Genomic DNA, 12,475 nt, shown 5'->3' on the forward strand with positions numbered 1-12,475 from the left:
AAAACTGGTGACTGGTGACTGGGGACTGGGGACTGGGGACTGGGGACTGGGGACTGGGGACTGGGGACTGGGGACTGGGGACTGGGAAGATTAATAACCCATTACCCATTACCAATCACCAATCACCAATCACCAATCACCAATCACCAATCACCAATCACCAATCACCAAATTAAACCAGTTTTTGCAGATGTTGAATTAATTGTGGTGCTTGCAGTACACCTTCAATTCTATCTACAGGTTGACCATTCTTAAATAATACCAAGGTTGGTAAAGCTGCAATTTGATATTGACTAGCTAATTGAGTGTATTTCTCAGTGTCAATTTTGACAATTCGTAAACGGTCTTTTAATTGCAGATTCACTTGTTCTAAAATTGGTCCCATCATCTGACAAGGACCACACCATTCAGCGTAAAAGTCTACTAACACTGGTACATCAGAACCAGAGAGCATTTCTTCAAAGCTGTTAAATTGCTTTTTAGTTGTCATGATGGCACACACCAATTTTTGATTGTTTGTTTTAATGGTAGTTCTTAGAAATTAGAATCGGTGGAATTTTATTTTTTCTTGAGAAATTTTGCGGTTTCTTGATATTGGTTGATGTTCTCAATAAATTTATTAAGTATTGTTTCTAAATTTAAACATTTTCTTTTTTTGTGGTGATCAAATCCGTATCGGCTCAATAAGTAGGGGAAAAAGAAAAAACGCTCAAAGTGAGCAAGGGAGACAAAACCTAGAAATCTTCAATTTGATGATTTAGTGACTTTAGTTGAAGCCTTTGGTTTTTCTTTATCACGTATCAACGGTAGTCATCACATTTTTACTCATCCAACTATCCCAGAACTTATTAATTAACTTACAAAATTGCAATGGTAAAGCTATTCCTTATCAAGTTCGGCAATTTTTAATATAGGAATAATATTTGATACCTGAAATTGTTTGCGTAGTCAGATAAAACGCAAAAGGTAATATGCAAAAGGGTTTCAGAGAATTTAGGTGTACGGATTTTTTTCAAAAATCAAATATGAGTCCTATATATTAGCAGAATTATTAGCTGATGAATCATAAATTAATTATCTACTATAACCAATCTCTTGGACATGATTTGATAACTTTCAGCTTCGATTCTTGTTCATAAATATCATCTTCTAACGACTCGATAATTGTAATATATGTATTATTTTTCGATTTTAGTTTTGTAATACGAGCATCTTTTTCACTAATTTCTTTTTGTAAATCCTTTAAATACTCATCTTCCAAAATAAGATTTATGTGAGATGTCAATTTTCTAATATCATCATCTTTCTCATCAATTTGTTTTTGCAACTCCTCTAAATAATAGTGTTCTAAATCATCTGCATACTGTTCTAGATCATCTGCATATTGTTCTAAATCTTTTAAATAATACTCTAATTCTTTTGGAGACTTCTCCAAAACTTCTATGGGAGGAATTAGATATGTATTTTCTTGTTCAATTATTGTTATTTGAGATTCTTGTCGAGTAATATTACAATTCAGTGAAATATTAAGTGAATTATCTACAGGTTTCAATGCCAATTTTCTAATCATATCATCTTTCTCTTTTATAACTAATTTTAATTGGTATTCTTTCTGATTAAAATTCTTTGTTAATTCATTGAGACGTTCAAGAATTTCAGATTTTTCAGATTACAATTTTTTAATCACAGTATCTTTTTGAGCAATTAAAACGCTAGTACCACTACTTTTTAATACACTTAATTCCCATTCAAAATCTCTTAAATCAGCAGTTAAAGAATCTCTTTCCTCTTCTAATTCTTGAATACGATTATTACTATCTTCTATAGTTGTTTTTAACTCTAATTCTTTTTCAGTAACGCTTATTTCCAACTGCTTTACTTTTTGAATATTTTGATTTTTCTCATCTTCTAAATTCTTAATCTGATTATTTTTTTTAAGAATCTCAGATTCTAACCTTTCTATATTAATATCTATAGGTTTATTATTTAAAACTTCAATTTCACCTTCTAATTGTTGCACACGACTATTCAAACTCAATTTCTCTTGTGTCAGTAATTCACAAGTAGATTTTTCAGTAATAACACTTGCTTCTAATAAAGATATCTTTTGTAAATTCTCACTCTTTTCTATTTCCAAACTCTGAATTAAATTATCCTTGTGAATTATCTCATCTTGAAGATTTTTTAAATCATTTTTGATTTTTTCCAACTCAATATTATTATCAGTTCTAGACTGTAAATCTTTAACTAACTCTTCACATCTAAATTCTAAACCCCTCAACTTTGGTGTTAATGAATTAATCTCATTTTCTTTTGTAGCGATGATAGACTTGAGAACTTCCAGAGATTGATTAAAAGTATTCTTTTCTTTAAGAAGAATCTCATTCGTCTGTTTAATAACTTCAAAATCTTGGTTAATCGCTTGAAGTTTTATTACAGTTTCATTGCGTTCATTCATTAACACCTGAACTTTATCTAGAACTAAATCCCATGTTTTATCTTCTAAATTCTCCTTATAAACAATACCACCCAACTTTTGAATAAAGGATTTTTGGTTAGTTTCTAAATCTTGATTTCTTTGTGTAAAAATAGTATTTTGTATCTGTAACTTATTATTTAACTCTAAAGTTGTTTGATATTCTTGAAGCAAAGTATTAATTTGTTGTTCTAGCTTTTGAATCTCTTTTTGTAAAGATTCATTATCACCAGTCAATATCTCAACTTTTTTATTCAAATGTTTAAACTGAGAAAATATATCTAAAAAAACTTTAGTGATTAAATTATATTTAGCCACATTCTGAACATTTTGTGTATCAATATTTAATTGCGGTTGATTATGTTCTTTAAATAAAAGATAACTCAAAATTAAGATAATACCTATCAAGATAGCAATGGTAATCATACAAATACCCCTTTCAGTAACTAATTAGGTAAAGTTGTATTGGTAAAGATATATAACAACTCAGTTAATATTATAACGAAACTAAAATATTTACTATCAGGACAAATGCTTATCATATTAATTTTTATTATACAAGTACGTAAGTTGGGTTGAGGAACGAAACCCAACATCTTTATAATGTTATTGCCTTGGGTTGCACTTTGTTTAACCCAACCTACGAATATAATATAGAGGCATTACTTAAAAATTCAGGTATAATTTAATAAAAAATATCACTTTAACTTTTTATGTCAGCAAAAGATATATTTCACAATACTGTTAAAATAGCCTTAGAAAAGGATAGTTGGTTAATTACTGATGATCCTTAGGGTAATTAATTAAATACTTACACTTCTTTTCAAACTCATCAATAAAACGCTCTCCAGCATCAATATTTCTATTGGCAAAATAATCAATAATTTCTGATCAATCACGACTAGCTTCTGGAGAAATAATATGTGTTTTCATACTTATCTCTCTCTCGCTTGACGCAACTTATCCCGCAATTGTGCAATTACCACATCTCCCTCAATACCTTCCCCTCTATCCAATTGTTCAATAGCAACATCAACCTTTTCCCGTGTTTCTTCTACCCACTGCTGATAACCCTTATCCCACTCTAAAAGCAATTTCAAAGCTTTACTAATCACATCTTCAGGGTTAGCATACCTACCTGTGGCAATTTGCGCTTGAATAATTTTTTCTAATTCCGGTTCAATTTGGATATTCATGATTTATTCTGGTATTTGACCTATATATATTTTATATTTTATAACACTTCTCTTCCTTTGTGTCTTTGCGTGAAATAAAAAAATCTCAAAATTTGCTATACCTCAAAATTTGCTATACTATAAACACACCTAAAAACTCATCTATTATTAACCATAAAATATATGACTCTTGCCCAATCTCACCAATATTTATCCCCAGAAGAATACTTAGAAGCTGAAAAATCCAGTCCTATTAAACATGAATATATTCAAGGGCAAATTTACGCAATGGCAGGTGCTAGTGATGCCCACGTGACAATCACTACTAATTTAGTTGCTCTTTTAAGAAATCATATTCGCGGTACAGGATGCCGTCTTTATGTTGTTGATATGAAAGCAAGAATTGAAACTCTGGATATTTTCTATTATCCTGATCTCATGGTAACTTGCGATCCAAGAGATACAGATTTTGAATATTTTAAACGCTATCCAAGTTTAATTATTGAAGTTTTATCACCTGCAACTGAAGCCTTTGATAGAGGTGATAAATTCATTGACTATCAAGAATTAGAAACATTACAAGAATATGTTTTAGTGAGCCAAAATCGTCAAAGAGTTGATTGTTTTCGTCGCAATAATCAAGGAAGATGGGAACTTTATATTTATAGAGGTAATCAACAATTGGAGTTAACAAGCGTAAATTTTAACTGTCTTTTAACCGATGTTTATGAAGATGTTAATTTTCCTAGTCGATAAGCTTCAATTTCTGCTGTAACCATCAATCAATGATATTATGCAAATAATCTCATTATCACCCAAAACATGACCAAAAAAATTACCCAAGTTGATGCTTTCACCCATACACCATTTACAGGCAACCCCGCCGCAGTTTGTGTATTAACAACTCCCCAACCAGACGACTGGATGCAACAAGTCGCCCAAGAAATGAATTTATCAGAAACGGCTTTTTTGATCAGAGAAAATGACGGTTTTAATCTGCGTTGGTTTACCCCATCAGTAGAAGTTCCTTTATGTGGTCATGCCACTTTAGCCAGCGCCCATGTATTATGGTCAGAAGGTCATTTATCACCAGAACAAGAAGCCCGTTTCTATACAAAAAGTGGTTTATTAATCGCTCAGAAAAAAGATAATTGGATTGAGTTAGATTTTCCTGTAAATTATTCCCAAACCACAGAACCACCATCAGCATTAAGTGAAGTTTTAGGAATAGATTATAAATCTGTTTACCTCAATTCTCTAGGTTATTTAGTAGAAGTTGAATCTGCGGAATTAGTGCGGGAAATGCAGCCGAATTTTCAACAGATGAAAAAGTTGCCTATTGCTAATGTAATTGTTACCAGTATAGGTGATTCAGAATATGATTTTGTATCGCGGTTTTTTGCTCCTGGTTTGGGTATTGATGAAGATCCGGTGACTGGTGCTGCACATTGTTGTTTAGCACCATTTTGGCGTGAAAGGTTAAAAAAAGATGAGTTTTTAGCTTATCAAGCTTCTCGTCGTGGTGGAGTAGTAAAAGTTTATTATCCTGGTGAAAATCGCGTTTTTTTAGCAGGACAAGCTATAACTGTAATGCGCGGTGAGTTATTAGGTGACAGGTGACTGGGGACTGGTGACTGGGGACTGGTGACTGGTGACTGGTGACTGGTGACTGGTGACTGGTGACTGGGTAATCAATTTTATATTTCCTAATTAACTATCAAATATCAAATATCAATTCTCACCAATTACCAATTACCAATTACCAATTACCAATTACCAATTACCAATTACCAATTACCAATTACCAATTACCAATTACCAATTACCAATTACCCAATGTCTACTAAACAGATAAAGATTAAAAGTAATAAAAGTGTCTTCAAACCTTGTGACTGGCCGATTGAAAATTTACCAGGATTAAGTCCAGAGGAACTTTTAAAATTGCAAAGTTGTGATATCAAAACTACACTGGATTTAGTTAAACAAGGGAAAACACCAGCAGCTAAACTTGCATTAGCAAGTAAATTACAAGTCAATCTTCAATATGTTCATAAATGGGTGGCTTTAGCGGATCTGGCACGTCTTCCCAGTGTGGGTACTCAATATTGTGGTTTATTGCTTCATGCGGGTGTCATTTCTGTTGTGCAATTGGCGGAAATTCCTAGCCATAAATTACATCAGCAAATTATGCGTTTGCAAGTAGCAACTTTTCAACGACGTGATTTATGTCCGGCTGTGGAATTGGTGCAACAATGGAGTCAACAAGCAAAGGTAATTGGTAATTGGTAATTGGTAATTGGTAATTTTTCACCCCAGTCCCCAGTCACCAGTCCCCAGTCCCTACTCCTTAACTAACACACCATTTAAGAAAATATCAGCCAAACCTTCAGCCATCTGTTGCATTTCTTGGGGTGATGCGTTGGGTTCGATGAGGGTATTATCAGAAAAACCTGCGATCGCAAACATTCCCAAAAACACCTTAGCCACTAATTTAGCATCCATCTGGCGATAGATTCCTTTATCCATTGCCGTTTGAAAAAATGCTTCTGCCACATCTGTCATTTTATCAATGACTTCGGTTTGAATGCGATCGCGCAAATCTTGATGAAACTGCACTTCCATGAAACAAACTCGCATCATGTCCACATTTTTCCGCATATTCCACATTCTACGGCGCATTACCTGGGCTACAGCTTTATAACTACCCATTTCACTCAATTCTGTCAACAAATCTGTGAGAATTTCCACCCAGCCATTTGTCGCCACCTCTACCAAAATTGCCTTTTTATTGGCAAAATGACGAAAGAGCGTACCCTCAGCCACACCTGCGGCCTGTGCTAAATCACGGGTTGTAGTACCATCAAATCCCTGAGATGCAAATAACCGCTGTGCCGCCTGAAGAATGCGATCACGGGTTTGAGCTTCTGAGGGAGGGAGAGAATGAAAAACTCGCATAGTAGTTATTGCTATATCTCAGGAACACGACTTGTAGCAATATTGTCTAACATCAAATCCAAAAAGCGCAGAAAGCTTAATATAAGATTAACTCTCTGTTTGCTAATTAACCTAATTCTCAAGAAGTGTAAATTTACTTTAATTTTTGCTATGAAACAGTCGATTTTGGATTTTAGATTTGGAATTTTGGATTGGTTAAAGGATAAAACGAAAAAGTCTCCATTCTCCAATGTTATCAGTCGTCTGTTGGCAGTTGCTTTAGTGGTGCTGATATTTGGTGTGAGTTTCACTACCCCAGCAGCTTTAGCACTGCAACCCCAGCAAACTTCCATTCAACCTTATTTAGATCGGGTGGTGAAGGAGTTAACAGAATTTACCCTCGATAATGGGCTGAAATTCATAGTTTTAGAACGACATCAAGCCCCTGTAGTTTCCTTTGTCACCTATGCTGATGTTGGTGGTATAGATGAACCTGATGGCCAAACAGGAGTAGCGCATTTTTTAGAGCATTTGGCTTTTAAAGGTACAAAACGCATTGGTACAACAGACTATCAAGCCGAAAAACCATTATTAAACCAGTTAGAACAATTAGATCAGCAAATTAGAACCGCCAAAGCTCAAAATAAAACAGAAGACTTAGCAAAGCTACAAACTGAGTTTAAATCATTAGAAAATCAGGCTCAGAAGTTGGTTAAGCAAAACGAAATAGGTAAAATTGTTGAGCAAGCGGGAGGTGTAGGTTTAAATGCTACTACTTCTAGTGAAGCTACTCGTTATTTTTACAGTTTTCCCGCTAATAAATTGGAACTGTGGATGTCTTTAGAGTCAGAGCGATTTTTAGAACCTGTTTTTCGGGAGTTTTATAAAGAAAGAGATGTAATTTTAGAAGAACGACGGATGCGTGTAGAAAATTCTCCCGTCGGTTTCATGGTAGAAAAATTTATGGATACTGCTTTTAAGGTCCATCCCTACAGAAGACCGGTAATAGGTTATGACGAAGATATCCGTAATCTTTCACCAGCAAATGTCAAACAATTTTTTGATAATTATTATGTTCCCAGTAATTTAACCATTGCTGTTGTCGGTGATGTTAACCCGGATGAGGTGAAAAGATTAGCCAAAATTTACTTTGGACGTTATCAGTCTAAACCTAAAGCACAGGCAAAAATTCCTTTAGAACCGAAACAAAATGAACCCAGAGAAATTACTGTAGAGTTATCTTCTCAACCTTGGTATTTTGAAGGTTATCACCGTCCCGCTATCACTGATCCTGATAATGCAGTTTATGACATTATGGCCAGTTTATTAAGTGATGGACGCACTTCCAGACTTTATAAGTCTTTGATTGAAAAACAACGGTTAGCTTTAGCTGCTCAAGGTCTGAGTGGTTTTCCTGGTGATAAATATGGGAATTTAATGTTATTTTATGCCCTGACAGCACCAGGACATACAGTTGATGAATTGGCGATCGCCCTGGGTAAAGAAATTGAAAAATTGAAAACAGAACCTGTATCAGCAACAGAATTACAGCGGGTGAAAACCCAAGCTAGAGCGGGTTTATTACGCAGTTTAGATTCTAATATGGGCATGGCGCAGCAATTATTGGAATATGAAGTCAAAACTGGCTCTTGGCGAAATTTGTTTAAACAATTGGATGATATTGCTAAAGTTACACCTGCGGATATTCAACGGGTAGCTCAGGCAACTTTTACCCCAGAAAATCGCACTGTGGGTAAGTTGTTGTCGAAGCAAGGATAGGGACTGGGGACTGGGGACTGGGGACTGGGGACTGGGGACTGGGGACTGGGGAAGAAAATTTTAGATTTTAGATTTTAGATTTTAGATTGGAGATCACAAAAACAATCCAAAATCCAAAATCCAAAATCCAAAATAAAAAACTCCTGCCTTCTGCTCCGTTCCCTATTCCCTATTCCCTGCAAAATAAGAGTTATGAACCGCAAAGTACACAAAGTACACAAAGTACACAAAGGAAGAAGAGAGGTTAAATGTGAAGGTTAAGAAGTTGAAGTTTTCATTGAAGTTTTCTAAGAGTTGGCGGTTTATTTCCGCTTTGGTGATTGCTTTTCTGCTGACTTTTAATTTTTCTTGGGTAGCGACGGCAGCAGCAAAGCATTATTCAGATTTACAGTTTACTCCTTTGTCGGAAATTAAATTACCGAAATATGAACGGTTTGTATTAGATAACGGTTTGGTTGTCTATTTAATTGAGGATCATGAGTTACCTTTAGTCAGTGGCACAACTCTGGTTAAAACTGGTAGCCGTTGGGAATCAGGTGATAAAGTTGGGTTAGCGGATGTTGTTGGTTCACTGATGCGAACTGGTGGTACTCTCAAAAATTCTCCAGATCAATTAAATGAGATACTGGAACAACGAGCAGCTTCTGTTGAAACAGAGATGAGTGAAACTGCTGGTACTGCTAGTTTTGACAGTTTGACTGAAGATTTAGAAACGGTTTTTGGGTTATTTGCTGAAGTGTTGCGAGAACCAGCATTTGCTCAAGAAAAGTTAGATTTGATTAAAACTCAAGTTAAGGGTGGTATTGCTCGTCGCAATGATGATCCAGATGATATTGCTAGTCGGGAGTTTAGAAAATTAATCTATGGTCCAGAAAGCCCGTACTCTCGCACGGTAGAATATGCAACTCTGGATCAAATTAACCGTGAAGATGTGGTTAAATTCTACCAGCAATATTATTATCCCAATAATATGATTTTGGGAATTGTAGGAGATTTTAACCCCAAACAAATGCGATCGCTCATTCAAGAAAAGTTTGGTGACTGGAAACCTAACCCTAATATTTCTAAAACGCAACTACCGCAAGTATCATCAGCTAATTTAGGTGGTGTATTTTTTGTTAATCAACCCCAACTCACACAAAGTAATATTCTCATTGGACATTTGGGGGGAACTTTCGATAATCCTGATTATGCTGCATTAAGTGTCATGAATGGGGTGTTAAATGGATTTGGGGGAAGATTATTTAATGAAGTGCGATCGCGTCAAGGTTTAGCTTATTCTGTATATGGTATGTGGAGTCCCCGTTTCGATTATCCGGGAATGTTTATTTCTGGTGGACAAACTCGTTCTGATGCTACAGTACAGTTTGTGAAAGCATTGAAAACAGAAATTAAACGGATACAAAATCAACGAGTAACAGAAAAAGAATTAAATTATGCCAAAGAATCTACCCTCAATTCTTTTGTATTCAATTTTCAAGATCCCAGTCAAACTTTATCTCGATTAATGCGCTACGAATATTATGGATATCCCGCTGATTTTCTGTTTCGTTATCAAAAAGCTGTCACTGCAACCACAACAGCAGATGTACAAAGAGTGGCCAGAAAATACCTCAAACCAGAAAATTTAGTTACCCTAGTAGTGGGAAATCAAACCGCTATTAAACCACCATTAACTCAGTTAGCAGCTACAGTGACACCCATAGATGTTACTATTCCCGGTTCTCAAACCCAAGCACAGAAATAAACACCAAAATCAACACCAAAATCAACCTATTTGCAGTTCAATACTGTTTGGTGTGAGTTTGAAAACTTAAAACTTGGTAATTGGTAATTGGTAATTGGTGATTGGTAATTGTTGTCTATTTACTAATTGCCAATTTCCATTATCAAAACTACTCAAAAACAGGAGGCCAAATTTCTGAAATGACCACTTCAAAACCAGGTAATAAATCAGGCAATGTTAAAATATCACCATCTTTGAAAATTTCTGTTTCACCATCACGAGACACTTCTAATGTTCTCGTTTTAGGATTAATTAAAATTCCCACCTGTGAACCTAATTTAATAAATTCTTGAATCTTTTCTCTCAGTTTATCTATAGAATCAGTTTTAGATTTTACTTCCACTACCAAATCAGGAACTAATTCCGCATAATCTTCTGTTGATATTTTCAATCTCTCAGCACGAACAAAAGAAACATCGGGCGCACGTAAATCAGAATTTGGTAATTTAAAACCTGCACTCGAACCCACGACACGGCCTAGTTTACGAGGTCTAACCCAGTTTCTTAACAAAGATGCAAACTCAGTACCTACTTCTTCTGGTTCATAACCCGACGGACTCATAATAATGATAATCCCATCTACTAATTCCATGCGATAATCTGGATATGCTATCTGTATTTCTTCTAGTTCTTTCACGGTTAAAGACATGATGATTTTCTCCTGAAATACTACGGAAATACTCTGCTGATTTTTGTGTATTGTTATATTTGATTATATCTGATGTGTTCAATTTTAGGTTAAAGATGATATTATTATTAATAATATTGCAGAAACAATACATATAGGACTAATTATCGACACTACTCAAAAACAGGAGGACAAATTTCTGAAATGACCAATTCAAAACCAGGTAATAAATCAGGCAATGTTAAAATATCACCATCTTTGAAAATTTCTGTTTCACCATTTCGAGAAACTTCTAATGTTCTAGTTTTAGGATTAATTAAAATTCCCACCTGTGAACCTAATTTAATAAATTCTTGAATCTTTTCTCTCAGTTTATCTATAGAATCAGTTTTAGATTTTACTTCCACTACCAAATCAGGAACTAATTCGGCATAATCTTCTGTTGATATTTTCAGTCTCTCAGCACGAACAAAAGAAACATCGGGCGCACGTAAATCAGAATTTGGTAATTTAAAACCCGCACTAGAACCCACTATACGGCCTAGTTTACGAGGTCTAACCCAGTTTCCTAAAATTCGCGCAAACTCAGTACCTACTTCTTCTGGTTCATAAGCCGACGGACTCATAATAATGATACTCCCATCTACTAATTCCATGCGATAATCTGGATATGCTGTCTGTATTTCTTCTAGTTCTTTCACGGTTAAAGACATGATGGTTTTCTCCTGAAATACTGAGGCAATGTTAATATTTTAATCTAATTTTTTGCAAATAGTAGAATATTACTATTACATATTTTGACGATTTCTTTCTAGTTTTTCACGAATAGCTGCTTGTACTTTTTCATCAAAATCAGGATCATTGAAACTAGCAATTATTCTCTGAGGACGCTGATTGATTCGGTCTAAATATGTTTGAAAAGCAATTTTATCTCCACGATGTTTGAGGCAATATTGCTTTAATTCAGCATCAGACATGGCATTATAGTTAGTTAGGCTCATCTAATAAATCTCCATTAATAAGTTCATCATATTTTTTCTGTAAATTTCCAAATTTATCATTTAATTCACCGATAACCTGTTTATTTCTGGTAATTAATTCTTGAGAATTAGCTAAATTATGAAGATGTTGTTTATTCTCATCAGTTATTTGATGATATTCTTGCTCTAGATTGTCATATCTACTTGTTAATTCATCAATAATTTGTGTGTTTTGTGCAATTACTTCTCTAGCCTGATTTAATTCACCAATCTTTTGATTATTTTCATCAGTAAGTTGATGATATCCTTTTTCTAAATTGGTATATTTATCACTTAATTCATTAGCAATTTTTTTGTAATGTTTAGCTGCTTGTCTATTCTTACCTCCCGCAGCATAAGCAGCAAAAGCACCAAAAGCAAGACCCATAACACCAAATAAAAAAGGTTAGTAGCTAGTTACTGTTTTCTTAACCAATCCTAACAAATACTCACATTTACTGAAAATTTCCTGTCATCTTTTGCTTTGTGACAGAATTACAGTAAAATCACTGTATGCTACTAGGATTCAAAACCCAACTCAAAGTTAACAAGCAACAACGACTACTACTGGCGCAACACGCAGGAGTAGCCAGACACGCTTGGAATCAAGGTTTAGCACTTTGTCAACAGGTATTATTACATAACAAACTGCAACCAGAAGACAAAATCAAATTTCCC

17 protein-coding genes are annotated in these 12,475 nt (G+C 34.7%); 8 read left to right on the forward strand and 9 right to left on the reverse strand.

Annotation, left to right across the window (positions count from 1 at the left end):
* Window positions 1-172: 172 nt before the first annotated feature.
* Window positions 173-490 carry a thioredoxin gene (trxA, locus tag H6F47_RS24490; protein WP_096569930.1) on the reverse strand — a complete coding sequence of 106 codons (318 nt, stop codon included), beginning with the start codon at window positions 488-490 and terminating at the stop codon, window positions 173-175.
* Between the two features lie 270 nt (window positions 491-760).
* Here trxA and H6F47_RS28220 point away from each other — a divergent pair, with 270 nt between their 5' ends.
* Window positions 761-856: a type II toxin-antitoxin system HicA family toxin gene (locus H6F47_RS28220; protein ID WP_300002105.1), complete on the forward strand. Its 96-nt coding sequence runs from the start codon at window positions 761-763 to the stop codon at window positions 854-856.
* Between the two features lie 225 nt (window positions 857-1,081).
* Here H6F47_RS28220 and H6F47_RS24500 read toward each other — a convergent pair whose 3' ends face one another.
* Window positions 1,082-1,570, reverse strand: a complete 489-nt coding sequence (locus H6F47_RS24500) for a hypothetical protein (RefSeq protein ID WP_190651409.1) — start codon at window positions 1,568-1,570, stop codon at window positions 1,082-1,084.
* A gap of 99 nt (window positions 1,571-1,669) precedes the next feature.
* Window positions 1,670-2,902: a hypothetical protein gene (locus H6F47_RS24505; RefSeq protein WP_190651411.1), complete on the reverse strand. Its 1,233-nt coding sequence runs from the start codon at window positions 2,900-2,902 to the stop codon at window positions 1,670-1,672.
* 287 nt (window positions 2,903-3,189) lie between these two features.
* Here H6F47_RS24505 and H6F47_RS24510 point away from each other — a divergent pair, with 287 nt between their 5' ends.
* On the forward strand, window positions 3,190-3,270 hold the full coding sequence (locus H6F47_RS24510; RefSeq protein ID WP_242027488.1) for a XisH family protein: 81 nt from the start codon (window positions 3,190-3,192) through the stop codon (window positions 3,268-3,270).
* Between the two features lie 141 nt (window positions 3,271-3,411).
* Here the strand turns inward: H6F47_RS24510 and H6F47_RS24515 are convergent, their stop codons facing one another.
* Window positions 3,412-3,672, reverse strand: a complete 261-nt coding sequence (locus H6F47_RS24515) for a type II toxin-antitoxin system ParD family antitoxin (protein WP_137669028.1) — start codon at window positions 3,670-3,672, stop codon at window positions 3,412-3,414.
* Between the two features lie 162 nt (window positions 3,673-3,834).
* Between H6F47_RS24515 and H6F47_RS24520 the strand changes: the two genes are divergently transcribed.
* From H6F47_RS24520 to H6F47_RS24530, 3 genes are all read left to right on the forward strand, one after another.
* Entirely contained in the window at window positions 3,835-4,407 is a 573-nt protein-coding gene (locus H6F47_RS24520; protein WP_190651413.1) for a Uma2 family endonuclease, read from the forward strand.
* Between the two features lie 66 nt (window positions 4,408-4,473).
* Window positions 4,474-5,271 carry a PhzF family phenazine biosynthesis protein gene (locus H6F47_RS24525; RefSeq protein ID WP_190651415.1) on the forward strand — a complete coding sequence of 266 codons (798 nt, stop codon included), beginning with the start codon at window positions 4,474-4,476 and terminating at the stop codon, window positions 5,269-5,271.
* A gap of 216 nt (window positions 5,272-5,487) precedes the next feature.
* Window positions 5,488-5,940 carry a DUF4332 domain-containing protein gene (locus H6F47_RS24530; RefSeq protein ID WP_137669052.1) on the forward strand — a complete coding sequence of 151 codons (453 nt, stop codon included), beginning with the start codon at window positions 5,488-5,490 and terminating at the stop codon, window positions 5,938-5,940.
* Between the two features lie 51 nt (window positions 5,941-5,991).
* Here the strand turns inward: H6F47_RS24530 and H6F47_RS24535 are convergent, their stop codons facing one another.
* The gene (locus H6F47_RS24535) at window positions 5,992-6,606 is read right to left on the reverse strand and encodes a TetR/AcrR family transcriptional regulator (RefSeq protein WP_190651417.1); all 615 of its coding nucleotides are present in this window, start codon (window positions 6,604-6,606) and stop codon (window positions 5,992-5,994) included.
* Window positions 6,607-6,756: 150 nt separating this feature from the next.
* Between H6F47_RS24535 and H6F47_RS24540 the strand changes: the two genes are divergently transcribed.
* Both H6F47_RS24540 and H6F47_RS24545 read left to right on the forward strand, forming a co-directional pair.
* Window positions 6,757-8,364: a pitrilysin family protein gene (locus tag H6F47_RS24540; protein ID WP_137669053.1), complete on the forward strand. Its 1,608-nt coding sequence runs from the start codon at window positions 6,757-6,759 to the stop codon at window positions 8,362-8,364.
* Between the two features lie 250 nt (window positions 8,365-8,614).
* Window positions 8,615-10,111 (forward strand): pitrilysin family protein, encoded by a 1,497-nt coding sequence (locus H6F47_RS24545; protein ID WP_137669054.1) that lies wholly within the window; start codon window positions 8,615-8,617, stop codon window positions 10,109-10,111.
* Window positions 10,112-10,259: 148 nt separating this feature from the next.
* Here the strand turns inward: H6F47_RS24545 and H6F47_RS24550 are convergent, their stop codons facing one another.
* The 4 genes from H6F47_RS24550 to H6F47_RS24565 form a co-directional block, all read right to left on the reverse strand.
* The gene (locus tag H6F47_RS24550; RefSeq protein WP_190651419.1) at window positions 10,260-10,799 is read right to left on the reverse strand and encodes a Uma2 family endonuclease; all 540 of its coding nucleotides are present in this window, start codon (window positions 10,797-10,799) and stop codon (window positions 10,260-10,262) included.
* Window positions 10,800-10,951: 152 nt separating this feature from the next.
* Window positions 10,952-11,491: a Uma2 family endonuclease gene (locus H6F47_RS24555; protein WP_190651421.1), complete on the reverse strand. Its 540-nt coding sequence runs from the start codon at window positions 11,489-11,491 to the stop codon at window positions 10,952-10,954.
* 75 nt (window positions 11,492-11,566) lie between these two features.
* Window positions 11,567-11,779 (reverse strand): hypothetical protein, encoded by a 213-nt coding sequence (locus H6F47_RS24560; protein ID WP_096569953.1) that lies wholly within the window; start codon window positions 11,777-11,779, stop codon window positions 11,567-11,569.
* Entirely contained in the window at window positions 11,766-12,185 is a 420-nt protein-coding gene (locus H6F47_RS24565) for a hypothetical protein (RefSeq protein WP_096569955.1), read from the reverse strand. Before H6F47_RS24565 ends, H6F47_RS24560 begins: the two co-directional genes overlap by 14 nt.
* Window positions 12,186-12,310: 125 nt before the next feature.
* Here H6F47_RS24565 and H6F47_RS24570 point away from each other — a divergent pair.
* On the forward strand, window positions 12,311-12,475 hold a 165-nt coding region (locus H6F47_RS24570; RefSeq protein WP_190651423.1), incomplete at its 3' end, for a helix-turn-helix domain-containing protein.

Origin of the sequence: Sphaerospermopsis sp. FACHB-1094 (assembly GCF_014696195.1) — a bacterium.
In the GTDB taxonomy this organism is placed as follows: domain Bacteria; phylum Cyanobacteriota; class Cyanobacteriia; order Cyanobacteriales; family Nostocaceae; genus Sphaerospermopsis; species Sphaerospermopsis kisseleviana.

Excerpts from the sequence above, each read along its gene's own strand:
- trxA (WP_096569930.1), bottom strand. The coding sequence starts at position 490 with ATGACAACTAAAAAGCAATTTAACAGCTTTGAAGAAATGCTCTCTGGT.
- H6F47_RS24500 (WP_190651409.1), bottom strand. The coding sequence starts at position 1,570 with ATGATTAGAAAATTGGCATTGAAACCTGTAGATAATTCACTTAATATT.
- H6F47_RS24505 (WP_190651411.1), bottom strand. The coding sequence starts at position 2,902 with ATGATTACCATTGCTATCTTGATAGGTATTATCTTAATTTTGAGTTAT.
- H6F47_RS24510 (WP_242027488.1), top strand. The coding sequence starts at position 3,190 with ATGTCAGCAAAAGATATATTTCACAATACTGTTAAAATAGCCTTAGAA.
- H6F47_RS24515 (WP_137669028.1), bottom strand. The coding sequence starts at position 3,672 with ATGAATATCCAAATTGAACCGGAATTAGAAAAAATTATTCAAGCGCAA.
- H6F47_RS24520 (WP_190651413.1), top strand. The coding sequence starts at position 3,835 with ATGACTCTTGCCCAATCTCACCAATATTTATCCCCAGAAGAATACTTA.
- H6F47_RS24525 (WP_190651415.1), top strand. The coding sequence starts at position 4,474 with ATGACCAAAAAAATTACCCAAGTTGATGCTTTCACCCATACACCATTT.
- H6F47_RS24530 (WP_137669052.1), top strand. The coding sequence starts at position 5,488 with ATGTCTACTAAACAGATAAAGATTAAAAGTAATAAAAGTGTCTTCAAA.
- H6F47_RS24535 (WP_190651417.1), bottom strand. The coding sequence starts at position 6,606 with ATGCGAGTTTTTCATTCTCTCCCTCCCTCAGAAGCTCAAACCCGTGAT.
- H6F47_RS24540 (WP_137669053.1), top strand. The coding sequence starts at position 6,757 with ATGAAACAGTCGATTTTGGATTTTAGATTTGGAATTTTGGATTGGTTA.
- H6F47_RS24550 (WP_190651419.1), bottom strand. The coding sequence starts at position 10,799 with ATGTCTTTAACCGTGAAAGAACTAGAAGAAATACAGATAGCATATCCA.
- H6F47_RS24555 (WP_190651421.1), bottom strand. The coding sequence starts at position 11,491 with ATGTCTTTAACCGTGAAAGAACTAGAAGAAATACAGACAGCATATCCA.
- H6F47_RS24560 (WP_096569953.1), bottom strand. The coding sequence starts at position 11,779 with ATGAGCCTAACTAACTATAATGCCATGTCTGATGCTGAATTAAAGCAA.
- H6F47_RS24565 (WP_096569955.1), bottom strand. The coding sequence starts at position 12,185 with ATGGGTCTTGCTTTTGGTGCTTTTGCTGCTTATGCTGCGGGAGGTAAG.